The 22,432-nt window shown below is 56.6% G+C and carries 20 protein-coding genes; 10 read left to right on the forward strand and 10 right to left on the reverse strand.

The features are described from left to right. Positions 1–233: 233 nt before the first annotated feature. A complete protein-coding gene (locus Q0Z70_RS07850) occupies positions 234–1,433 on the forward strand; it encodes a class I SAM-dependent methyltransferase (RefSeq protein WP_298073541.1) in 1,200 nt (399 codons plus the stop codon). A gap of 28 nt (positions 1,434–1,461) precedes the next feature. Here the strand turns inward: Q0Z70_RS07850 and Q0Z70_RS07855 are convergent, their stop codons facing one another. Continuing rightward, the gene (locus Q0Z70_RS07855) at positions 1,462–1,917 is read right to left on the reverse strand and encodes an HU family DNA-binding protein (RefSeq protein ID WP_298073542.1); all 456 of its coding nucleotides are present in this window, start codon (positions 1,915–1,917) and stop codon (positions 1,462–1,464) included. A gap of 341 nt (positions 1,918–2,258) precedes the next feature. Between Q0Z70_RS07855 and Q0Z70_RS07860 the strand changes: the two genes are divergently transcribed. Beyond that, the gene (locus Q0Z70_RS07860; RefSeq protein WP_298073543.1) at positions 2,259–3,224 is read left to right on the forward strand and encodes a calcium/sodium antiporter; all 966 of its coding nucleotides are present in this window, start codon (positions 2,259–2,261) and stop codon (positions 3,222–3,224) included. A gap of 71 nt (positions 3,225–3,295) precedes the next feature. Further along, entirely contained in the window at positions 3,296–4,432 is a 1,137-nt protein-coding gene (locus tag Q0Z70_RS07865; protein WP_298073544.1) for an N-acetyltransferase, read from the forward strand. Positions 4,433–4,437: 5 nt separating this feature from the next. On the opposite strand, the gene Q0Z70_RS07870 is transcribed toward Q0Z70_RS07865, so the two are convergent. Continuing rightward, a complete protein-coding gene (locus Q0Z70_RS07870; protein WP_298073545.1) occupies positions 4,438–6,279 on the reverse strand; it encodes a family 20 glycosylhydrolase in 1,842 nt (613 codons plus the stop codon). Between the two features lie 239 nt (positions 6,280–6,518). Between Q0Z70_RS07870 and Q0Z70_RS07875 the strand changes: the two genes are divergently transcribed. The 3 genes from Q0Z70_RS07875 to Q0Z70_RS07885 all read left to right on the forward strand — a co-directional run bounded on the left by Q0Z70_RS07875 (position 6,519) and on the right by Q0Z70_RS07885 (position 10,550). Next, a complete protein-coding gene (locus Q0Z70_RS07875) occupies positions 6,519–8,423 on the forward strand; it encodes a DNA topoisomerase IV subunit B (protein WP_298073546.1) in 1,905 nt (634 codons plus the stop codon). A gap of 63 nt (positions 8,424–8,486) precedes the next feature. Continuing rightward, complete coding sequence (gene coaD / locus Q0Z70_RS07880; RefSeq protein WP_298073547.1) at positions 8,487–8,951, forward strand: pantetheine-phosphate adenylyltransferase; 465 nt, start codon at positions 8,487–8,489, stop codon at positions 8,949–8,951. A 12-nt stretch (positions 8,952–8,963) separates the two neighbouring features. Further along, on the forward strand, positions 8,964–10,550 hold the full coding sequence (locus Q0Z70_RS07885) for a S41 family peptidase (protein ID WP_298073548.1): 1,587 nt from the start codon (positions 8,964–8,966) through the stop codon (positions 10,548–10,550). Here the strand turns inward: Q0Z70_RS07885 and Q0Z70_RS07890 are convergent. Further along, positions 10,547–11,167, reverse strand: coding sequence for a phosphatase PAP2 family protein (locus tag Q0Z70_RS07890; protein WP_298073549.1), 621 nt, complete (start codon positions 11,165–11,167; stop codon positions 10,547–10,549). The genes Q0Z70_RS07885 and Q0Z70_RS07890 overlap by 4 nt on opposite strands. Positions 11,168–11,406: 239 nt before the next feature. Here Q0Z70_RS07890 and Q0Z70_RS07895 point away from each other — a divergent pair, with 239 nt between their 5' ends. The 4 genes from Q0Z70_RS07895 (at position 11,407) to Q0Z70_RS07910 (ending at position 16,826) form a co-directional block, all read left to right on the forward strand. Further along, on the forward strand, positions 11,407–12,096 hold the full coding sequence (locus Q0Z70_RS07895) for a succinate dehydrogenase/fumarate reductase cytochrome b subunit (RefSeq protein WP_298073550.1): 690 nt from the start codon (positions 11,407–11,409) through the stop codon (positions 12,094–12,096). Positions 12,097–12,149: 53 nt separating this feature from the next. Continuing rightward, positions 12,150–14,096, forward strand: coding sequence for a fumarate reductase/succinate dehydrogenase flavoprotein subunit (locus tag Q0Z70_RS07900; RefSeq protein ID WP_298073551.1), 1,947 nt, complete (start codon positions 12,150–12,152; stop codon positions 14,094–14,096). Between the two features lie 34 nt (positions 14,097–14,130). After that, positions 14,131–14,886, forward strand: coding sequence for a succinate dehydrogenase/fumarate reductase iron-sulfur subunit (locus Q0Z70_RS07905; RefSeq protein ID WP_021846986.1), 756 nt, complete (start codon positions 14,131–14,133; stop codon positions 14,884–14,886). A gap of 608 nt (positions 14,887–15,494) precedes the next feature. After that, entirely contained in the window at positions 15,495–16,826 is a 1,332-nt protein-coding gene (locus Q0Z70_RS07910) for a PepSY-like domain-containing protein (RefSeq protein ID WP_298073552.1), read from the forward strand. 71 nt (positions 16,827–16,897) lie between these two features. On the opposite strand, the gene dprA is transcribed toward Q0Z70_RS07910, so the two are convergent. The 7 genes from dprA to Q0Z70_RS07945 form a co-directional block, all read right to left on the reverse strand. Further along, positions 16,898–18,019, reverse strand: a complete 1,122-nt coding sequence (gene dprA, locus Q0Z70_RS07915; protein WP_298073553.1) for a DNA-processing protein DprA — start codon at positions 18,017–18,019, stop codon at positions 16,898–16,900. 30 nt (positions 18,020–18,049) lie between these two features. Beyond that, positions 18,050–18,469 (reverse strand): acyl-CoA thioesterase, encoded by a 420-nt coding sequence (locus Q0Z70_RS07920; RefSeq protein WP_298073568.1) that lies wholly within the window; start codon positions 18,467–18,469, stop codon positions 18,050–18,052. A gap of 86 nt (positions 18,470–18,555) precedes the next feature. After that, on the reverse strand, positions 18,556–19,839 hold the full coding sequence (locus Q0Z70_RS07925) for a peptidase U32 family protein (RefSeq protein WP_298073554.1): 1,284 nt from the start codon (positions 19,837–19,839) through the stop codon (positions 18,556–18,558). Beyond that, positions 19,820–20,245, reverse strand: coding sequence for a HEPN domain-containing protein (locus Q0Z70_RS07930; RefSeq protein ID WP_298073555.1), 426 nt, complete (start codon positions 20,243–20,245; stop codon positions 19,820–19,822). The genes Q0Z70_RS07925 and Q0Z70_RS07930 overlap by 20 nt, the downstream gene beginning before the upstream one ends. After that, the gene (locus Q0Z70_RS07935; protein WP_298073556.1) at positions 20,242–20,553 is read right to left on the reverse strand and encodes a nucleotidyltransferase domain-containing protein; all 312 of its coding nucleotides are present in this window, start codon (positions 20,551–20,553) and stop codon (positions 20,242–20,244) included. The genes Q0Z70_RS07930 and Q0Z70_RS07935 overlap by 4 nt, the downstream gene beginning before the upstream one ends. Positions 20,554–21,073: 520 nt before the next feature. After that, the gene (locus Q0Z70_RS07940; protein WP_298073557.1) at positions 21,074–22,051 is read right to left on the reverse strand and encodes an NAD(P)-dependent oxidoreductase; all 978 of its coding nucleotides are present in this window, start codon (positions 22,049–22,051) and stop codon (positions 21,074–21,076) included. Positions 22,052–22,058: 7 nt separating this feature from the next. Then, a complete protein-coding gene (locus Q0Z70_RS07945) occupies positions 22,059–22,415 on the reverse strand; it encodes an SMR family transporter (RefSeq protein ID WP_298073558.1) in 357 nt (118 codons plus the stop codon). Between the last annotated feature and the right edge of the window lie 17 nt (positions 22,416–22,432).

A 22,432-nucleotide genomic window follows, 5' to 3' on the forward strand; every position in this document is an offset into this window, starting at 1 on the left:
TATGAAGAGAAATACCGGTTTAGCCGGTTATTCTATCCATATTTTTCCTGCAAGATGACGTAAAAAATGTAGCGTCGAGAGGGAGAGTTCTCCCCAAGACAAGACTGCTTCTTTCCGGGAGAGGCATCCTTCACTTTGCATTTTTGCGGTGGTTTTAACAACACTTTGTTCTCCGCTTCCATCTATGAAGAATAAACCGTACCTTTGCGCGCAGCATGGAAGAAAGACAGCCTATGACACCGACCGAAGCCACTCTCCGATTTATAGCCGGGCACCGACACGACGACGTGCGGACACTGGCCTTGCAGGCAGACCGATACCCCGACGTGGACATGCGGGAGGCCCTGACACAGATTGCAGGCCGGCAGACGGCCGAGACGAAGGTGCCGACGTGGGCCGCTGAGGAGGGCATCCTCTACCCGCCCCGGCTCGCCCTGGAGCAATGTTCGTCGGAGGAGGCGGCACGCTACAAGGCGACGCTCGCGGCAGAAGGCAGCGCACCACACGGAAGCCTCGCCGACCTGACGGGAGGCTTCGGCATCGACTTCTCCTTTCTGGCGCCGCACTTCGCGCAGGCCACCTACGTGGAGCGGCAGGAAGCGTTGTGCGCGACGGCCCGCCATAACTTCCCCCTGCTGGGGCTGGCGTCGGCCCGCGTCGTCCATGCGGACTGTACGGATTATTTGAAACGGATGGAGCCTGTCGACCTTATCTACCTGGATCCGGCCCGACGAGACGGACACGGCGGCAAGACTGTCGCCATCGGTGACTGCGAACCCGATGCCGCCGCCCTCGAACCGCTGTTGTTGGAGAAGGCCGGCCGGGTGATGGTGAAGCTGTCGCCCATGCTCGACCTGACACAGGCGCTGCACACGCTGGGACACGTCGCCGCCGCCCATGTCGTCGCGGTGGCGGGCGAATGCAAGGAGCTGCTGTTGGTGCTGGCCGGAGGGGAAGTCCCGCAGGCGGACGATGTGCCCGTCCGGTGCGTCAACCTTGCTGCCGACGACGAGGCCTTCACCTTCACCCGCCGCGAAGAGCAGGAAGCCCCGTGCCGCTATGCCGACCGTCCCCGCGCCTATCTCTACGAGCCGAATGCCTCGCTGCTCAAGGCCGGCGCGTTCCGACACCTTTCTTATATATATAAGGTGGAAAAGCTGCACGCCAGCAGCCATCTCTATACTTCCGACGTCCTGCTGCCCCGCTTCCCCGGCCGCAGATTCCGTGTCGAAGGCTGGTGCGGCTTCGGCAGGCGCGAGGTGCAGGAGCTGCTGGGCGGCGTGCGGAAAGCCAACCTGACGGTGCGCAACTTCCCCGCTACGGTGGCCGAGCTGCGCAAGAGGTTCAAGCTGAGCGAAGGGGGAACGGTCTATCTCTTCGCCACCACACTGAACGACGGGCGGAAAGCCCTCCTGCGCTGCGGCAGGGTGTGACAGCTTTCCGCCCCGGACATCTCTCTCTTTACAGCGGACTGCCGCCGTCGTCGTCGCCACCGCCGTCACCGTCCGTATCGCCGGAGGAGACGGGCTTGTTGCGGTCGATGCTCAGTTCCACGTTGCTTGCGGCGTCGCGCATCTTCTGCTTGGGCGTGAAGGAGATTTTCGGAGCCTTCAACGCATCCTTTACCGTCACCTGTTCGGGCGTCTCCATCATCTTCGAGTTTACGACGAGGCGGAGGCTGCCCAGTTCGGCAAGGTCGACACTCATACCCATCTGAAGGGCTTCACACACTACATTGCTCAGGCTGATGAGGGCGTTCTTCACGTCGCCCTCGGAGAGGGAGGTCTCGCGGACGATGCGTTCTACGAGCAGCCGGTTCGTCAGCTTCTGTTTTGACTTGGGACTGGCGTAATACGCGGTTCCCCCTTTTCGCTCACCGATGGTAAGCACTCTCGATTTGATTTCAAATTCAATCATCGCATTTTAATTTAAAAGGTTAATGTATATAATTATTACTAAGGTAAAATACCTCTCATTTTCGGTTCGGAACATCGGCTTCTGTCGATACGGAAGATCGACGTTGATCGATACGGGGGATCGATGATGATCGATACGGAAGATCGATGATGATCGATACGGAAGATCGATGATGATCGATACGGAGGATCGATTAGACCCCCTTCAGAACACCGTCTGGCGGGGGTTCGGAGCACCTTTTTCCGTCGAAGGCAAATATAGGAAAAATATCCGAAACGTGTGCTGTTTTTATCATTATTTTTTATCTTTGCAGCGTGAAACTTTTAATCGGAGGATTTAGGATGGATATACTTTTCCTTATCGTAGGCCTGGTGCTCATTCTGGCGGGGGCCAATGCCCTGACCGACGGGGCGGCGGCGACGGCGAAGCGGTTCCGCATCCCGGACATCGTCATCGGCCTGACGGTCGTGGCTTTCGGAACGTCGGCCCCCGAACTGGCCGTCAGCGTGTCGTCGGCCGTAAAGGGCAGCGCCGACATGGCGGTGGGCAACGTGGTGGGCAGCAACCTGTTCAACACGCTGATGATTGTGGGCTGCACCGCCCTGTTTGCGCCCATCGTGGTGCAGCGCAACACGCTGCTGAAGGAAATCCCGCTCTGCATCCTCGCCTCGCTGGTGCTGCTGGCGATGGGCAGCGACACGGTGCTGGACGGGGCGGCGGAGAACGTGGTGAGCACGACGGACGGGCTTGTCCTGCTCGGCTTCATGGCCGTCTTCGTGAGCTATACGTTTGCCATCGCCGGAAGCGGACGGACGGAGGAACCGGACGAGGGGACGGCCATCCGTGAGATGCCCCTGTGGCGGGCGGCGCTCTGCATCGGGGGCGGACTGGCAGGGCTTATCGGGGGCGGACAGCTGTTTGTGGACGGGGCGTGCGGACTGGCGCGCTCGCTGGGCGTCGGCGAGTCGGTCATCGGCCTGACCCTTGTGGCGGGAGGCACGTCGCTGCCTGAACTGGCCACCAGCATCGTGGCCGCGCTGAAGCGGAACCCGGAGATAGCCATCGGCAACGTGGTGGGCAGCAACCTGTTCAACATCTTCCTCGTGCTGGGCTGCTCGGCCGCGGTGACGCCCCTGCACCTGACGGGCATCCGCCACTCGGACCTGGCGGTACTGGCGGCGTCGGCCGTACTGTTGTGGCTGTTCGGCGTGTTCTTCGGCCGCCGCACCATCACACGCATCGAGGGCAGCGTGCTCGTGGCCTACTACGTGGGCTACACGGCGTGGCTCGTCTGCCATGCCGGCTGAGAATTTGTCGCGTTCCTCGTTTCTTCCCGAAAAAAACATTATCTTTGCCCCCCAAGAAAAGACCTGAAGACATGGCTGTTACAATCAAGAAAGTTACCACCCGGCGGGAGCTGAAACGCTTCATCCGCTTCAACTACGAGCTTTACAAGCGAAACCCCTACTCCGTACCCGACCTGTACGACGACATGCTGAACACGTTCAACCGGAAGAAGAACGCCGCCTTCGAGTTCTGCGATGCCGACTACTTCCTGGCCTATCGGGACGGACGGCTCGTGGGGCGCGTGGCCGCCATCATCAACCACCGTGCCAACCGGACGTGGAACAAGCAGGAAGTCCGCTTCGGCTGGATAGACTTCACCGACGACGACGAAGTGTCCGAAGCCCTGATACGCACCGTAGAGCAGTGGGGCAGGGAGCGCGGCATGACCCGCATCACCGGCCCGCTGGGCTTCACCGACATGGATGCCGAAGGGATGCTGGTGGAGGGCTTCGACCAGCTGGGCACGATGGCCACCCTCTACAACTATCCCTACTATCCCCGCCACATCGAGCGGCTGGGCTTCGTGAAGGATGTCGACTGGGTGGAGTACAAGATATTCGTCCCCGACGCCATTCCCGAAAAGTACCGCCGCATCGCCGACCTCATCCGGCGGAAGTACGAGCTGAAAATCAAGAAATACACGTCGGGACGGAAGATTGCCCGCGACTACGGGCAGGCCATCTTCGAACTTATCAACGAGGCCTACACGCCCCTCTACGGCTACTCCGCCCTGACGCAGCGGCAGATAGACCAGTACGTCAGGATGTATCTCCCCATTCTCGACCTGCGCATGGTGACCCTCGTCACCGACCGCGACGACCGGCTCGTGGCCGTCGGCATCTCCATGCCCTCGCTCTCGGAGGCGTTGCAGAAGTCGCACGGACGGCTGCTGCCTTTCGGCTGGTACCACCTGCTTAAGGCCCTGTTCTTCAAACGCCGCGCCCGGATGCTCGACCTGCTGCTCGTGGCCGTGAAACCCGAATACCAGAACAAGGGGGTCAATGCCCTGCTCTTCGCCGACCTCATCCCCGTCTACCAGCAGCTGGGCTTCGAATATGCCGAAAGCAATCTCGAACTGGAACTGAACGGAAAAGTACAGGCACAGTGGGAATACTTCCGCACCGAGCAGCACAAGCGGCGGCGGGCGTTTACGAAGGAAATCGGATAAGGGGGTCAGTCGTCTTGCAGGTTCCTTTCGGTGATGCCGCTTTCCCGTCCGCTGCGTATGGCCACCGCCTTGATGCAGGCACTCCGGTCGGCGGCAAAAGGCCCTTCGTAGCATTGTGACGAACTCGTAGGGAGCGTGCCGTCCGTAGTGTAGTAGACGGGGGCATTGTCGAAGGTGCTCAACGTAACCGTCGCCTGCCCTTCTTCTCCGGGACTGATGTCTATTGCCACGTCCTCGATGTCCTGCTTGTAGTGATAGCCTTTCAGCGTATAGATGTCCAACTGGTGGCGCAGCCGCTTCAGGAAACCGTCCAGGTTCTTCCTGTCGGGTTCGGCCCATTGCAATTCGCTCAGGGCGGCGATGCGGGGCATCATCTGCCACTCCATCTTCACGCTGTCTTTGGTCCACTCCGTCCAGATGCACCCCTGGGTGCCGATGATGTTCTGCCGCTCTTCGGGAGTCAGTACGTCGGCCACAGGCTCGAAGTTGTAGACGCGGGCCACGCTGGCCACTCCCTTCAGGCGGTTATACCCCGGATTGCTGAAGTACAGGTGGCTGATGGGGCAGATGACGGTCTTGTGTTGCAGCTGCGCCGACTTGATGCCGGCCTTCACTCCCGTCCATGCCATGACGGTGGCTGTCTTGGCCGGATTGCCTTCGAGTATTTCGTCCCATCCCATCATCTTGCGTCCGCGTTCATGGATGACCTTCTCCACTTCGCCCATGAAATAAGCCTGGAGCCGGTTCTCCTTCGTATGTTCGGGCGTGGACTTCAGACCCAGCTCGCGGATCTTGGCCTGACACTTGGGGCACTCCCTCCAACGGGTCTTGGGACATTCGTCTCCTCCTATATGGATATATTCGGAAGGGAAGATGTCCATAATCTCACTCAGTACGTCCTTGGCAAACCGGAGCGTCTGCTCGCTGCCTCCGCAAAGCACTTCCTCAAACACGCCAAAGCGGGTCGGCATCTCGTAGGGGCCGCCCGTACATCCCAGTTCGGGATAGGAAGCCAGCGCCGCCATCATGTGGCCCGGCATATCTATTTCGGGAACAACCGTGATGAAACGCTCGGCTGCATAGCGTACAATCTCCCTGGCTTCCTCCTGCGTATAGAAACCGCTGACGGGCACTCCGTCGTACTCCTCCGAACCGGGCGCGGTAATGGTCTCCTTGCGGTACGAGCCGACTTCCGTCAGCCGGGGATACTTCTTGATTTCGATGCGCCACCCCTGGTCGTCGCTCAGGTGCCAGTGGAAGTAGTTGATGTTGTGCAGGGCCAGCATGTCGATGATTTCCTTCAGATAGGCTACGGGGAAGAAGTGACGGCCCACATCTACCATGAAGCCCCGGTAGCCGAAGCGGGGATAGTCCTTCACCACACAGGCGGGCAGGGAGGCCAGCGCTTCGCCTCCCGTGATGGGCAGGGCCTTCTGAAGGGTCTGTATGCCATAGAACACAGCGGCCTCCGTTGCTCCCTTCAGGGTGATGCCGTCTTGCGTCACCTGTATTTCATAACCTTCCTTGTCGGCTATGCTTTCGTCCAACGCCAGTTGAATCCGGTTCCTGCCGGGCGAAGCGGTGACTTTCAATTCCAGTCCGGTCATCTCCCTTATGTACGAAGCCAGGAAGCGGGCCGTGCGCTCCATCTTCGCATTCTCCGCCGGATAACAGATGGTTGTCGATGCGGTGATGACAAAGGGAGACGCATCTTTTTCTTCTACAATCTCCTGCGGAAGGGGAATGACATGAAAGTCTCCCGTCTCGACCTTTTTGGCAGTACATCCCACAAGAAACAGCAACAGGAGGCAAAGGCTCCAACGACAAATAAAACAAATACTCTTCATATAACGGAATTTTATATTTTGTGCAAAAGTAATATCTGCTTGCATAAAAACAAAGGCGCCGCCCCGATTTCACATCGAATGGGGTTTAAGAACAAAAGACGTACAGCTATGGAGAATGATATTGCAAAGATGCCTAATAACGGCAGAAAGAATGCTATTTTTGAATAAAAAACGACCCGACCCTACCGACTATTCCGGCAGAAACGTTATTTTTGCGCATTAAAACCTGTACGAGAATTATGGAAGAAGAGAAAGAGAACAGCCTGCCGCTTGCCGAACAGCCGGCGGCATATACCGACGACAACATACGCCACCTGGACGACATGGAGCATATCCGCGTCCGCTCAGGAATGTACATCGGCCGCCTGGGCGACGGCTCGCAAAGCGACGACGGCATCTACGTGCTGCTGAAAGAGGTGATGGACAACTCGATCGACGAATTCAAGATGGGAGCCGGCAAGAAAATCGAGGTGACCATCGAAGACGGTCTACGCGTCAGTGTCCGCGACTACGGCCGGGGCATTCCGCAGGGCAAGCTCATCGACGCGGTCAGCAAACTGAACACCGGCGGCAAGTACGACTCCAAGGCTTTCAAGAAGAGCGTCGGCCTGAACGGTGTGGGCATCAAGGCGGTGAACGCCCTGAGCAGCCGCTTCGAAGTAAGCAGCTACCGCGAAAGCAAAGTGCGCCGGGCGGTATTCGAGCGGGGCGTCCTGCTGAGCGACACGACCGAAGACTCGCAGGAGGAAACGGGCACGTACATCTTCTTCGAACCGGACAACACACTGTTCGCCAACTACAGCTTCCAGAACCCGTTTGTGGAAACGCTGCTGCGCAACTATACGTACCTGAACACCGGACTGACCTTTGTCTACAACGGACAGCGCATCGTCTCACGCCACGGACTGGAAGACCTGCTGAAAGACAACATGACCAGCGAAGGCCTCTACGACATCGTTCACCTGAAGGGCAAGGACATCGAGATAGCCTTCACCCACACCAACCAGTACGGCGAAGAATACTACTCTTTCGTCAACGGGCAGCACACCACACAGGGCGGCACGCACCAGAGCGCCCTGAAGGAACACCTTGCCCGCACCATCAAGGAGTTCTACAACAAGAACCAGGACTACGCCGACATACGGAACGGACTGGTGGCCGCCATTGCCATCGACGTGGAAGAGCCCATGTTTGAAAGCCAGACCAAGACCAAGCTCGGCTCGAACAACATGTGGCCCGCCAACCCGCAGGAAGGCACCCCCGCAGGCCCTACGGTAAACAAGTTTGTGGGCGACTTCATCAAAACCGAGGCAGACAACTTCCTGCACAAGAACCCCCTCGTAGCCGACATCCTGCTCCAGAAGATACAAGACTCCGAAAGAGAGCGCAAGGCGATTGCCGGCGTCACCAAGCTGGCCCGCGAACGTGCCAAGAAGGCCAACCTGCACAACCGCAAACTGCGCGACTGCCGCTATCACCTGAACGACGGCAAGGGGAAAGAGCAGGAAGCCGACTCGTGCATCTTCATCACCGAGGGCGACTCGGCCAGCGGCTCCATCACGAAGAGCCGCGACGTGAACACACAAGCCGTCTTCTCCCTTCGCGGAAAGCCGCTCAACTCCTACGGCCTGACGAAGAAGGTCGTCTACGAAAACGAGGAGTTCAACCTGCTACAGGCGGCCCTCAACATCGAAGACGGACTGGACGGGCTACGCTACAACAAGGTTATCGTAGCCACCGATGCCGATGTGGACGGCATGCACATCCGGCTGCTCATCATCACTTTCTTCCTGCAATTCTTCCCCGACCTCATCAAAAAGGGTCATGTCTATATCCTGCAAACGCCCCTTTTCCGCGTGCGCAACAAGAAGACGACGAACTATTGCTACACCGAGGACGAACGCCTGAAATCCATCGAAGAATTGGGGCCGAACCCCGAAATCACCCGCTTCAAGGGATTGGGGGAAATATCGCCTGACGAGTTCCGCCACTTCATCGGCAAGGACATGCGCCTGGAACAGGTCAGCCTCCGCAAGACCGACCTTGTCAAAGAGCTGCTCGAATTCTATATGGGCAAGAACACGATGGAGCGGCAAAGTTTCATTATAGACAATCTGGTAATCGAAGAAGACAGGGTAAACTGAGTCTCAAGCATCGCTTCCGCTTCCGATACCTGCTTCCGCCTAAAAACCCGAATATATCCAGTTATGACCAAAGCAATCTTTCCGGGGACTTTCGATCCCTTTACGGTCGGGCACTGCTCCGTAGTGAGACGTGCGCTGACATTCATCGACGAAATAGTCATCGGCATCGGTATCAACGACAACAAGAACACCCACTTCCCCATTGCCGAGCGCGAAGCCATGATCCGCGACCTGTATAAAGACGAACCCCGCGTCAGCGTACAGGCATACGACAACCTGACCATCGACTTTGCCCGCCAGGTGGGGGCCAACCTCATCATCCGAGGCATTCGGACTGTCAAGGACTTCGAATACGAAGAAACCATTGCCGACATCAACCGCAAACTGACCGGCATCGAGACTATCCTTCTCTTCACCGAACCGGAACTTTCCTGCGTCAGCTCCACGATTGTCCGCGAACTGATAGGCTACGGGAAGGATGTCAGCATGTTCCTGCCCGACGGCATGAAAATACATTCCAACAACTAACCGCCAACCCTGATGAAGAAAATACAACTGCTCCTTTTATTCGCCCTTCTCTATGCGGCCCAGGCCGCAGGGCAGAAAGCCAACGAAAGCCCCCTGCGCAAGTTGCAGCTGGCCGAATTTGCCATCAACCGCCTCTATGTCGACTCTGTGGACGAGGCCAAGCTGGCAGAAGATGCCATCGTCGGCATGCTCGAACACCTCGACCCACACTCCACCTACAACAACCCCGAAGAAGTGAAAAAGATGAACGAGCCTCTGCAAGGCAACTTCGAAGGCATCGGCATCCAGTTCCAGATGATTGAAGACACGCTCCTCGTCATACAGCCCGTCAGCGGCGGCCCTTCGGAGAAAGCCGGCATCTTGGCCGGTGACCGCATAACCACCGTCGACGATACCCTTATTGCCGGGGTCAAGATGAGCACCGAAGACATTATGAAGCGCCTGCGGGGGCCCAAGGATACACGGGTAAGGCTCACCGTAGTACGTCGCGGTGTGGACGGCCCGCTCCGGTTCGACGTCCTCCGCGACAAGATCCCGCTCTTCAGCCTCGACGCCTCTTACATGATAGACGACCGCACGGGCTACATCCGTGTCAACCGCTTCGCCGCCACTACGGCCGAAGAGTTCGCCAAGGCATTGGAGAAGCTCCGGCGACAGGGCATGCAGGATCTCATCCTTGACCTGCAAGGCAACGGCGGAGGGTATCTGAACGCTGCCATCGACTTGGCCAACGAGTTTCTGGAGCAGAAGGAACTGATTGTCTACACCGAAGGAAGGGCTTCGCGCCGGGCGGAGTTTACCGCCAAAGGCAACGGCGCCTTCCGCGAAGGGCGGTTAGTGGTACTGGTGGACGAATATTCGGCCTCGGCCAGTGAAATCGTGACCGGCGCCATACAGGACTGGGATCGCGGGGTCGTCGTCGGCCGCCGCACCTTCGGCAAGGGGCTTGTACAGCGGCCCATCGACCTGCCTGACGGCTCCATGATACGCCTCACCGTCGCCCGCTACTACACGCCCTCAGGGCGCTGCATCCAGAAGCCCTACAACGGCAAGGGCGACGACATGCAGGAAGCCTATGCCAAAGACTTGTCCGACCGCTTCGAGCATGGCGAACTGATGCACGCCGACAGCATCCACTTCCCCGACTCGCTGAAGTACCGCACGCTGCGCCTCGGCCGCACCGTTTATGGCGGAGGCGGTATCATGCCAGACTTCTTCGTTCCGATAGACACCACACTCTACACCGACTGGCACCGCCGGATTGCGGCCGGGGGCATTATCATCAAGGCCACTACGAGCTACATCGAACGACATCGCGAAGAACTGAAAAAGAAATACAAGACGTTCCGCGCCTTCGATGACAAGTTCAAGATAGACGAGGCCTTCATGGCCGACATCCGTTCGGCAGCGGACAAGGAGAAAATCGAGTTCGACGAAGAGCAGTACAACCGCGCCCTGCCCCTCGTCCGCACGCAGCTCAAGGCTCTCATTGCCCGCGATCTGTGGGACATGAACGAATACTACCAGGTGATGAACACCACGAACGAGAGCGTGAAGCAGGCATTGAAGGTGCTACGGGAAGGGAAGTACCCGTTTTAACGCCGGGCGGCAGGCCGCCGCTCACCGAACAGCCACTTGTTCAGCCAACGGTTCACATAGACATTGACCACAGCACAGCCGGCACCGACAACGGCGCCCGCCAGCACGTCCGACGGGTAATGAACTCCTTCGTTCATGCGCATCACGCCTACTGAACAGGCCCACAGGGCCGAAGGGGCGATGACATACCACTTGGGATAGGTGATGCTCAAGGACGTAGCCAAGGCGAAAGCCGTCGTCGTATGTCCCGACGGAAAAGAGGGACTGTCTCCGCGACTGTAAGCGTGCACCCGGCCGGGCCAACGGTCGTAGGGACGCTCGCGGTCTGCCAGATACTTCATCCCATAAGCCACCACAAAGGCACCCGCCACGCTGGTACCCACGTAGAGGGCATCCTTCTGCAAGTTCTCATCCTGCCGGAGCCAGCCGGCTACAATCATGGCTACGGGTACGCCGAAGGCCACGTAGGACTCCGACCGCGATATTACCTTATTATAATTACGGACAAACCGGCCATCCCAGCCGTTCACCTTGTGCAACAAGTCGATATCCCAGTTCTGCGCCCACAAGGCAGAGGCCAGCCAAACAGCCATCATTCCCAAAAAGAGTCTCTTCATATCACATACGCTTAAATTCCGCGCCAAAGATAAAGCAAAATCCAGACACTTGCCAATCCGAGCCGCTTTTCCTGCATGCCGGCAAGCCGCCTTCCTTACCGGCTGCAAACTTGTGTCCGACAGATTACGGAAATATTTCTTTAATCCCTTGCTAAATCAAGGTATTTCCTCTATTTTTGCAAAAGAATATCATCAAGGAAACTATTTACAACTATTTAATAACTTAAATTCAATCATCTATGTGGTTAAGTAATTCATCTGTAGGAAGGAAAGTGGTGATGAGCGTTACCGGCATCGCCCTTGTCCTGTTTCTGACGTTTCACATGGCGATGAACCTTGTTGCGCTCATTTCAGCCGAGGGCTACAACATGGTTTGTGAGTTCCTGGGAGCGAACTGGTACGCACTGGTGGCGACAGTCGGACTGGCCGCCTTGTTTGTCATCCACCTCGTCTTCGCCTTCTGGCTGACGATGCAGAACCGCAAGGCACGCGGTACAGAACGCTACGCCGTAACGGAGCGACGCAAAGAAGTGGAATGGGCATCACAGAACATGCTCGTCTTGGGCATCATCGTCATCATAGGCCTGGGCCTGCACTTGATGGACTTCTGGTCGAAGATGCAGCTGCCCGAACTGATGCACAACATGGGTCTGCCCACCGACACACTGACGCTGGCTTACGCCACCAACGGCGTTTATCACATCGAGAACACGTTCTCCAATCCGGTGTTCGTCGTTCTGTACCTCATCTGGCTGGGCGCCCTGTGGTTCCACCTGACTCACGGCTTCTGGAGCTCCATGCAGACATTGGGCTGGAACAACAAGACTTGGATCAGCCGCTGGCAGTGCATCTCCAACATCTACTCTACCATCGTGGTGCTCTGCTTCGCCTTAGTAGTGGTGGTGTTCTTCATCAAATCGCTGATGTAAAACGCGTAGCTTGCAAATTTGCAGATTGTAAATGACTAAATCGTAAATTCATTATGACCAAGATAGATTCAAGAATACCGGAAGGACCGGTAGCCGAAAAATGGACGAACTATAAAGCCCATCAGAAATTAGTAAACCCCGCCAACAAGCGTCGCTTGGACATCATCGTGGTAGGTACAGGCCTGGCCGGTGCCAGTGCTGCCGCCTCGCTGGGCGAAATGGGTTTCAGGGTATTCAACTTCTGCATTCAGGACTCTCCGCGCCGCGCACACTCCATCGCCGCACAGGGAGGTATCAATGCAGCCAAGAACTATCAGAACGACGGCGACTCCATATACCGTCTGTTCTACGACACCGTAAAGGGCGGTGACTACCGTGCCCGCGAAGCCAACGTGTACCGCTTGGCTGAAGTGTCGAACAACATCATCGACCAGTGTGTGGCACAGGGCGTTCCCTTCGCACGCGAATACGGCGGTACGCTGGCCAACCGTTCTTTCGGCGGCGCACAGGTATCACGCACGTTCTACGCCAAGGGGCAGACAGGCCAGCAGCTACTGCTGGGTGCCTATTCCGCACTGAGCCGTCAGGTAAATGCCGGAACCGTCAAACTCTATACCCGCTATGAAATGGAAGACATCGTCATCATCGACGGACGTGCCCGCGGCATCATCGCCAAGAACCTGGTAACCGGCAAGTTGGAGCGCTTCGCCGCCCACGCCGTAGTCATCGCTACCGGCGGTTACGGAAACACGTACTTCCTCTCGACCAACGCTATGGCATGCAACTGCTCGGCCGCAATGGCCTGCTACCGCAAGGGTGCCTGGTTTGCCAATCCGGCCTACGTACAGATCCACCCGACTTGTATCCCTGTACACGGCGACAAGCAGTCTAAGCTGACTTTGATGTCCGAATCCTTGCGTAACGACGGCCGTATCTGGGTTCCGAAGAAACTGGAAGACGCCAAGAAGCTGCAGGAAGGTACCCTGCAGGGCAAAGACATCCCCGAAGAAAACCGCGACTACTATCTGGAGCGCCGCTATCCGGCCTTCGGTAACCTCGTTCCGCGCGATGTGGCCAGTCGTGCCGCCAAGGAGCGTTGCGACAAGGGCTACGGCGTGAACAACACCGGCTTGGCCGTGTTCCTCGACTTCTCCGAAGCCATTAACCGCTTAGGCAAGGATGTAGTGGCACAGCGCTACGGCAACCTCTTCGACATGTACGAAGAAATCACCGACGTATCGCCCTACGAGAACCCGATGATGATCTATCCGGCCATCCACTACACCATGGGCGGCATCTGGGTAGACTACGAACTGATGACCTCCATCAAGGGCCTGTTCGCCATCGGCGAATGCAACTTCTCCGACCACGGCGCCAACCGTCTGGGTGCTTCCGCCCTGATGCAGGGTCTGGCCGACGGTTACTTCGTATTGCCTTACACCATCCAGAACTATTTGGCCGACCAAATCACCGTTCCCCGCTTCTCGACGGATCTGCCCGAATTTGCCGAAGCTGAAAAGGCCGTTCAGGACAAGATCGACCACCTGATGAACATCAAGGGCAAGAAGTCCGTAGACTCCATCCACAAGGAACTGGGGCACGTCATGTGGGAATACATGGGAATGGGCCGTACAGCCGAAGGCTTGCAGACCGGTCTGGCCAAGCTGAAAGAAATCCGCAAGGAGTTTGAGACCGACCTCTTCATTCCGGGCAGCAAGGAAGGCATGAACGTAGAGCTCGACAAGGCCATCCGCCTGAACGACTTCATCACCATGGGCGAACTCATCGCTTACGATGCGCTGAACCGCAACGAATCGTGCGGCGGCCACTTCCGCGAAGAGTACCAGACCGAAGAAGGCGAAGCCAAGCGCGACGACGAAAACTTCTTCTACGTGGCTTGCTGGGAATACCAGGGCAACGACGACAAAGCTCCAGAATTGCTGAAAGAACCGCTGGTGTATGAAGCCATCAAGGTACAGACTCGCAACTACAAGAGCTAATCGGGAATGTTGAACAATTAAAGAACTAACGAAAATGGATAAAAACATATCATTTACACTGAAAGTATGGCGTCAGGCAGGCCCTAAAGCCAAAGGCGCTTTCGAAACCTATCAGATGAAAGACATTCCCGGCGATACTTCTTTCCTGGAAATGCTGGACATCCTGAACGAGCAGCTGATTTCTGAAGGTAAGGAACCGGTTGTATTCGACCACGACTGCCGCGAAGGGATCTGCGGTATGTGTTCACTCTACATCAACGGGCATCCGCACGGGCCTGCACAGGGCGCAACCACCTGCCAGATTTACATGCGCCGCTTCAACGACGGCGACACCATCACCGTAGAGCCCTGGCGTTCGGCCGGTTTCCCTGTCATCAAAGACCTGATGGTAGACCGCACGGCTTACGACAAGATTATGCAGGCCGGCGGCTACGTAAGCGTGAACACAGGTGCCCCACAGGACGCCAACGCCATCCTCATCCCGAAGACCATCGCCGACGAGGCTATGGACGCCGCCAGCTGCATCGGCTGCGGCGCCTGCGTAGCTGCCTGCAAGAACGGTTCGGCCATGTTGTTCGTATCGGCTAAGGTAAGCCAGCTCAACCTGCTGCCTCAAGGCAAACCCGAAGCACTGCGCCGCGCCAAGGCCATGTTGGCCAAGATGGACGAACTGGGCTTCGGTAACTGTACCAACACCCGTGCCTGCGAAGCCGAATGTCCGAAGAATGTCTCCATCAGCAACATCGCCCGCCTGAACCGCGACTTCATCCGCGCCAAGCTGAAAGACTGAACAGACTCCTTTCTACATTTGATTAATATCAACGCGAACTCCTCTGTCGGAAACTCCCGGCAGGGGAGTTCTTTATTTCAGGCGACAAGAAGCCGGCAACAAATCACAGAGTATTGCAGCGAAAAACGACGTTTTCTCATTCCAATACCGCCCCGCAAAACGAAAGGGAAATACCTTGTCCTATCCGATTTACAACTTGATACATATCATGCGAAATTTACTTCAAATCCGAAATCTGTGTGCGCGAACAATGAAATAAAGGGTTGCCGTGTTCGAAAACAGTGAAAAATAATGAAAGTAGCTTAAAATAAAGTGTAAAAAGTACAATTAATTTGGAGGTTAAGAAAAAAAGCTTCACCTTTGTGCAGTGATTTTTTTCATAGTATTAGATTTAAGGTTAACAAAGGTTTGGGCTCAGCGGAGCCCATTTTTTTTGCCTATACGTTCCCAACGCCCTCCTTTCGACATGCAAATCACCGAAAAGCCATTCAAATTAGAGCGATTTCCAGTTTTTTTCCCGATTTATTTTGTTTATTTGCACCGAGAAAAGCCGGATAACCGGCCATACTTGAAACCAAACCTATTAACAAATTCAAAAACGACTGATTATGAACAGACTCTTACCATTATGCCGCATTCTGCTTACAGGAGTCTTCATTCTGATGACATCCTGCAGCGACAACGACGACTTGTCTCCCAACCCCGTCCCCGAAAACATTCCCAAAGAGGTTATTCTGGAATTCAACCAAAGATACCCTACTGCCACCAACGTGACCTGGAGCATCAAAGATACATACGTCGTGGCCGATTTTTATCTGGCCGATACACGTGCCGGCGGCCATGAGCCCAATAGCACGGCATGGTTCAGCATGACAGGGCACTGGAACATGACGGAAACCGAAATAAGCTACCAGCAGCTGCCCGCAACCGTAAAGGCCGCTTTCGAGGCAGGCCCGTATGCAAACGGGCGAATAGATGACGAAATAGACAAGCTGCAACGCAGCGACAACAACGAAACGCTGTACATCATCGAAGTAAGCCTGAGAGAAGAAGGCGTGGAAACCGAAGTTGACCTGTACTATACGGAGGAGGGTATCCTGATAAAGGAAATCAGAGATGCAAAAACGGATGACGACTACCACGAATACCTGCCGCAGCAACCGGAAGGGAACATACAGAAATGGCTCGACGAACACTTCCCCAACGCACGCATCGTGGACTATGAACGTGAGTCGGACGGAACGGAAGTGGAAATCATCGCCGACGGGCTGAAGCACGAAATCCTGTTCGACAAACGGCAGGAGTGGGTTTACACCAAAACCAAATATGAACGCAGGGATCTGTCGCAAATTCCGGGCAACATCCTGAACTTTCTGCGTACTTCGTCCCACTACACCACTAACGACAATGCAATCGACGACGTGGAGAAATACGACACACGCGACAACGGAACCTACTACTGCTTCGAGCTTAAAACGGCACACGGCCGCGAAGTAAAGGTCTACGTAAACGAGAAAGGCCTCATCGGCGAAGACCGTCCACAGAGCGGGAGCGGCAGCCAGGGGAGCGGCAGCCTGCCCGTAGAGGACGACATTCAAAGCTTCATCGAGAAGAAGTATCCCGGCGCAGTCATTATAGACAAAGACTACGAGGACGGCTACTTAGAGATAGACATACGGCACGACGGCATCGAAAAGGAAGTCCTGTTCAACGGACAGAATCAATGGGTACGCACGGAATGGGAAGTGCGAGAATTGCCGGAGGCCGTGAAGCAGGCAATCAAAGCCAACGGATATACGCCGGACGACAATGAATTCACTTTCGTGGAAACGGCGGAAGGCACAAGCTGGTACGAAATAGAAGTGCGCAAAGGACGCGAAGAACTGGAGCTGTACGTCAGCCCCACAGGCGAAATCCTACGCACGGAATACGACGACTGAAACCCGCTGTTTCGCCGGCCTTTCACGAAGCGCTCGTGAGGGGCCGGCGAAATGTTTTTTCAGGGAGGAGGCTATGCCAACAGATGGTACACTCCGCCCACCATCGCTTTCACCACCCCTTTCATTTCCAGTTCAAAAAGAAGGACGCTCATGCGGTTTATCGGAATGTCGGCCTCGACGATCAGCGTATTGATGTGCAAATCGCCGCGCCCCAGGATCCTGACCACACGCGCTTCCTCTTCCGTCAGTTCGGAGAAAAGGTTGCGCTGGACGGCTGCCGTCCCGCGTTTCTTCTCGCTCCGCCCCCAGTTCATGGCCTGCACGAAGTCCGACGCATCGTTTATCAGGGCCGCCTTGTTGTCGCGTATCAGGCGGTTGCAGCCTGCCGAATATTCGTCCGTCGCACGGCCGGGCACGGCAAAGCAGTCGCGATGATACCCCTCCGCCAAATCCGCCGTGATGAGCGAACCGCCCTTGACTGCCGACTCCACCACGATAACCGCATCGCTCATGCCCGCCACGATGCGGTTGCGGCTGACGAAATTATACCGGTCGGGCTCGGTGTCCGTGAGAAACTCCGTCAGCAGGCCGCCTTCGGCCAGCATGTCGACGGCCGTTTTCCGATGGGCCGAAGGATAGATGCGGTCCAGCCCGTGAGCCAGTATTCCCACCGTAGAAAGCCCGTTGGCCAGAGCGGCCCGATGGGCATGCACGTCGATGCCGTAGGCCAGGCCGCTGACCACCAGCACGTCGGAACACAGGCCGGAAAGGTCGCGGAGGAAGTCGGCGCAGAAGCGTTTGCCGTAGTCGGTCGCACGGCGCGTCCCCACCAGGCTGACCACCCGCAGGCGGTTGAGGTCGGCATTTCCCTTGAAGAACAGGACGACGGGGGCATCCTCACAGTCGCGCAGCCGCGAGGGATAGCGTTCGTCGGCCAGCGTCAGGCAGTCCACCCGGTTTTTCACGGCCCACTCCAATTCCTGCTCGGCCCGGCGGAAGGCGGAAGGATGGTCGAGCGCGGCCGCGACAGAAGAAACGCGGGGGATGCCGGGAAAACGCTCGGACAGCTCCGCACGCAGGCGGAACACGTCGGCCGCACTGCCGGCGGCCTCCACCAACCGTCGGGCGCCGATAGGCCCGATGCCCGGACAGAGGGTCAGGGCGATGCTGCAAAGTCGTTCGTCGGTATTCATGGCGTTGCGGGTTCGGTAAGGAAGGATTTCTCAGTCGGCCGAAGAGGAAAGATAAGGGGCAAAGACGCGGTCGAACAACGTGCTCGCCCCCAGGCGCCCGCCGACCACGCAGACGGCCTCGACCACGCCTTTCAGCACCACACGCCCGTCGCGCTTGCGGAAGATGTCCTGATAGAAAACGTAGCGGATGCCTTCTTTCTTCATGTAGAGCTTCGAGACGAACTCGTCGCCGCTCTTCAGAGGCGTCTTGAAAGCCATGCTGATGCGGGCCACCACAGGGTCGACCCCCTGCTCGTGAAGGGCGGCGAAGCTAAGCCCGACGGAGGTGAGAAACTCGTGGCGCGTATGCTCCAGATAGTGCTGATAGTTGGCGTTGTTCACAATGCCTTGCAGGTCGCATTCGTAGTCGCGCACCTTCATTTCCAGTTCGTAGACGTATTTTTCTGCCATCATAGTTTATTGTTTTGAACCCACCACAGAGAGCACGGAGTCGCACAGAAGATTTGTGAGACCCGGCAGCCCCTGCGGTGAAACGATTATCCTCGCTGCTTCTCCACATCCAGTCCCTTGAAGCGCTTCAGTTCTTCGAGGCCGACCAGCTTGTAGAGCTTGTCGCTGGGGCGTATCCTGACGCTTTTCATCGAAAAGTGTTCGCCCTTGCGGACGGTCTGCACGGGTTTCAAGTCGACACGGGCCTCGTCCAGCGTGACGTACTCGGCGCCGGTCGTAGGGCCGGTGATGAGCAGGCGGTCGCCCACGCTGACTTCGGCCGCCTCCACGAGGAACTCGGCCACGCCGATGCGGGAGAAGTAGCGGATGCCCCGCCCCACGTAGATTTTGCGCTCCGTAGCCGCCGAACCGTAGTTTTTCGTCCATTCGCCCAGCCGCCGGCCCAGATAGTAGCCGTCCCAGAAGCCCCGGTTGAAGACGGTGGCCAGACGCCCGTTCCACGCCTTGATCTTCTCGTCCGTAAACGTATGGTCCAGGCAGGCGCGCACGGCCTCCTTGTAGCACTCCGTCACGGTGCGCACGTACTCCGGCCCGCGCGCACGGCCTTCTATCTTGAACACCCGCACGCCCGCGTCCATCATCTTGTTCATAAAGTGGATGGTCTTCAGGTCTTTGGGCGACATGATGTAACGGTTGTCGACCTCCAGTTCGGCACCGGTCTCCGCGTCGCGCACGAGATAGGAGCGGCGGCACACCTGCATGCACGCGCCCCGGTTGGCCGAGCTGTCCATCTGGTGGAGCGACAAATAGCACTTTCCGCTGACGGCCATGCACAAGGCTCCGTGACAGAACATCTCGATGCGGATGGGCCGGCCCGACGGGCCGCAGATGTTTTCCTCGCAGATGTGGCGGTGGATTTCGGCCACCTGCTCCAGGTTCAGCTCGCGTGCCAGCACCACCACGTCGGCAAACCGGGCGTAGAAGCGCAGCGCCTCGACGTTGCCGATGTTGAGCTGCGTGCTGAGGTGCACTTCCTGCCCTATTTCGCGGGCGAAGGCCATCACGGCCACGTCGGCGGCAATGACGGCCGAGATGCCGGCGTCGCGGGCGGCCTGCACGAGGGTGCGCATCGGGGAGAGGTCGCGGTCGTAGATGATGGTGTTCACGGTGAGGTAGCTCTTCATGCCGTGTGCGTCGCACGTGCGGGCGATGTCGCGCAGGTCGTCGACGGTGAACGTACCGGCCGAGCGGGCACGCATGTTCAGGTTTCCGATGCCGAAGTAGACGGAGTCCGCTCCGGCCTGTATGGCGGCGGCCAGCGACTCGCGCGAGCCGACGGGAGCCATGATTTCAAAGTCCTTCAGTTCCATTGTTATTTTCGATCAGCTTGCTTACCGCATCAATGAAAGCCTCCGCCCGCGGACGCAACATTTCTACCAACGCAGCATCACAATAAGCAAAATCACTATAATCACTGCTATGACGCTTGTCGAAAAGCAGACCAAACGTCGTACTATGCTCAATGCTAAGCTTTCCGTTACGAACAAAATACATGGACAGCTGTGTCTTCACACCATTGTGTGTCGCAGTGTCTATCCCCCTGCTCAACAGCAATGCCACAGCGGCATAATAACAGGCATAGTACAAGCGGTTTACAGCAGCATTAAAATAACCACTGCCATATAACAAATCAGCCTCGCCAAGCGTGCTATAGGCACGTTCCAACCGATAGCCGACAATAGCCGCCCGCGTTTCATCATCCAGCAACTGCTTCATAACACGACTCCCTCCCTATTGACATTGATAGTAAAAGGACTGACCATCTTTTCCCAAAGGCTGCGTAGAGTAACCAGTACGTTGATTGCAACACCTGTCCGGGCTTCCAGTTCCGAAAGCGGGCGACGCAAATCCAATTCTCTTTCGGGCGTAAGCACATCGCTGTTATCAAGCAGTATCAGCAGGTCAATATCCGAATCGGGACGGGCATCGCCGCGTGCTTCCGAACCATATACGATAGTCTGGGCTGTAGGTGCCACCCTACGGACCGCATCGGCTATCAAACGAAGAATGTCGGGACGTTTCATATATACATTCTGCTTTACATTTCAAACACAAAGATAAGCATATTACTCAGTATATCGCAATCTTACCTCCTAAGATTGCTCTTTTTTCCGTACTTTGCACCCAAAACGCAACAGAATATGAAGATAGTCGACATAGACTTGGGCGAAAAATAAGGCAAAGCCGCCAAACCTGCAATTTTCCCGCCGCCCCGCTGCGGGGAAGGCTTCGCAACTCTGCGAAAACGTCCTGCACGCTGCAGGAAGGTTTCGCAACCCTGCAATTCCGTCCTGCACGTCGCAGGAAGGTTTCGCAACCCTAAGAAAACGTCCTGCACAACGCAGGAAGGTTTCGCAGCTTTGCAATTTCTCCTTGCAGAGCACAGAAAGGTTTCCCGACTTCGGGAAAACGCCCTGCAGAGCGCAGGAAGGTTTCCAGCTTCGGGAAAACGCCCTGCAGAGCGCAGGAAGGTTTCCGGGCTTTGGGAAAACGTCCTGCAACGTGCAGGAAGGTTTCCGGGCTTCGGGATTTTGTCTCAGGGTCTCATTTGCGCGGCTTCAGGTCGCGATACATCCGATATGCCTCCTTCAGCATATCTTCATCGTTGTATCGGGGATGCCAGTCCAAATCGCGCTCGGTCTTGCTGATGTCGAGGATATACTCTTCGTCGGCTATCATAAACTGCTCTTTATACATGATGGGCAGACCGGCGGCATCGAAGAGGTTCAATACCCACTTCACTATCCTGCCGGGCGTGGCAACGACAAACGAACGCGAATGTGCGGAACGTATCACCCCGCGCAGCAACGTGCGTATGTCCGGCGAGTCTTTTGAACCGAGGTTGTATTCGTCGTTGGGCAGGCCTTTGTCTATGGCACAGAGAACGGCCGTCACGCAATCGAACACGGAAATCATCTGGTAGTGGTTCTTTCCGTTGCCTATCATGGGCACGGGAAGGTTCATGTCTATCAGCTTGAACAGCTTGACAAGAATGCCGAGACGCCCCGGCCCGTTAATCATGCGGGGCCGCATGACGGTGATGTTCATCCCTTTCCGCCGATAGGCGAAACACAGCTGCTCGCATGCCTTCTTGCTCTGCCCGTAAGGCCCGAACGGATTCTGCGGGTGGGTGGTATCTACGGGAAGGTATTGCGGCTTGCCGTAAGTCATGTCTGTTGTAAACATGAGGTAGTTGCGGCACCCTTTCTCGTAAGTCACTTCCAACAGGTTCTGCGTGCCCGCCGTGTTGACGCTGAAAAAGTAGGTCTTGCGGTCGCGGGGCACTTTCGTATGATACTGGTTGGCCGCAAGGTTTATCACGATGTCGTCTTTCCCGATAGGGAGCTTTTCCAAGCATGACTTGTCGCGGATGTCGGCCTTATAATAGCGGCAACCTGCATGGATGCGCTCGTCCGCACACGCTTGAAGGTCGCACACGCACACGTCGCCGCCCCTTTCCAGCAGGGCGTTTGCCAGGTAGCGTCCGACAAATCCGTTTCCTCCGAAAATCCAATGGTTCATTTTTTTCTTAGCTTCTTGAAATTAAATACACGCCTAAACAGATGACGATGATGCCCGCAATGCGCACGGGCGTCAGCGACTCGCCGAAAAAGTAATAGCCTACAAGGGCCGCCACGACATAGCCTATGCTGAGAAACGGATAGGCGAAACTGACTTCCACTTTGGAAAGAATGGCCATCCACATCAGAATACTGACGGCATAGCACAGCATGGCCAGCCACAGCCAGACATTGGAAAGCATCGCGCCGATGTGGCCCCAAAGTCCCGACAGGCCCACCTCGCCCACGAGGAGCATCCCCTTGCGGATGCAGAGCTGCGCGGCGCAGTTGAGCAGGACGCTGATGATGATTAACAGAATATTCATAACAGAAAAAATAACGG

The sequence above is a fragment of the uncultured Bacteroides sp. genome, assembly GCF_947632445.1.
In the GTDB taxonomy this organism is placed as follows: domain Bacteria; phylum Bacteroidota; class Bacteroidia; order Bacteroidales; family Bacteroidaceae; genus Bacteroides.

Coding starts and splice junctions, on each gene's coding strand:
- Q0Z70_RS07900 (WP_298073551.1), top strand. CDS start 12,150: ATGACCAAGATAGATTCAAGAATACCGGAAGGACCGGTAGCCGAAAAA.
- coaD (WP_298073547.1), top strand. CDS start 8,487: ATGACCAAAGCAATCTTTCCGGGGACTTTCGATCCCTTTACGGTCGGG.
- Q0Z70_RS07865 (WP_298073544.1), top strand. CDS start 3,296: ATGGCTGTTACAATCAAGAAAGTTACCACCCGGCGGGAGCTGAAACGC.
- Q0Z70_RS07910 (WP_298073552.1), top strand. CDS start 15,495: ATGAACAGACTCTTACCATTATGCCGCATTCTGCTTACAGGAGTCTTC.
- Q0Z70_RS07850 (WP_298073541.1), top strand. CDS start 234: ATGACACCGACCGAAGCCACTCTCCGATTTATAGCCGGGCACCGACAC.
- Q0Z70_RS07860 (WP_298073543.1), top strand. CDS start 2,259: ATGGATATACTTTTCCTTATCGTAGGCCTGGTGCTCATTCTGGCGGGG.
- Q0Z70_RS07890 (WP_298073549.1), bottom strand. CDS start 11,167: ATGAAGAGACTCTTTTTGGGAATGATGGCTGTTTGGCTGGCCTCTGCC.
- Q0Z70_RS07875 (WP_298073546.1), top strand. CDS start 6,519: ATGGAAGAAGAGAAAGAGAACAGCCTGCCGCTTGCCGAACAGCCGGCG.
- dprA (WP_298073553.1), bottom strand. CDS start 18,019: ATGAATACCGACGAACGACTTTGCAGCATCGCCCTGACCCTCTGTCCG.
- Q0Z70_RS07940 (WP_298073557.1), bottom strand. CDS start 22,051: ATGAACCATTGGATTTTCGGAGGAAACGGATTTGTCGGACGCTACCTG.
- Q0Z70_RS07905 (WP_021846986.1), top strand. CDS start 14,131: ATGGATAAAAACATATCATTTACACTGAAAGTATGGCGTCAGGCAGGC.
- Q0Z70_RS07930 (WP_298073555.1), bottom strand. CDS start 20,245: ATGAAGCAGTTGCTGGATGATGAAACGCGGGCGGCTATTGTCGGCTAT.
- Q0Z70_RS07895 (WP_298073550.1), top strand. CDS start 11,407: ATGTGGTTAAGTAATTCATCTGTAGGAAGGAAAGTGGTGATGAGCGTT.
- Q0Z70_RS07885 (WP_298073548.1), top strand. CDS start 8,964: ATGAAGAAAATACAACTGCTCCTTTTATTCGCCCTTCTCTATGCGGCC.
- Q0Z70_RS07920 (WP_298073568.1), bottom strand. CDS start 18,469: ATGGCAGAAAAATACGTCTACGAACTGGAAATGAAGGTGCGCGACTAC.
- Q0Z70_RS07945 (WP_298073558.1), bottom strand. CDS start 22,415: ATGAATATTCTGTTAATCATCATCAGCGTCCTGCTCAACTGCGCCGCG.
- Q0Z70_RS07870 (WP_298073545.1), bottom strand. CDS start 6,279: ATGAAGAGTATTTGTTTTATTTGTCGTTGGAGCCTTTGCCTCCTGTTG.
- Q0Z70_RS07935 (WP_298073556.1), bottom strand. CDS start 20,553: ATGAAACGTCCCGACATTCTTCGTTTGATAGCCGATGCGGTCCGTAGG.
- Q0Z70_RS07855 (WP_298073542.1), bottom strand. CDS start 1,917: ATGATTGAATTTGAAATCAAATCGAGAGTGCTTACCATCGGTGAGCGA.
- Q0Z70_RS07925 (WP_298073554.1), bottom strand. CDS start 19,839: ATGGAACTGAAGGACTTTGAAATCATGGCTCCCGTCGGCTCGCGCGAG.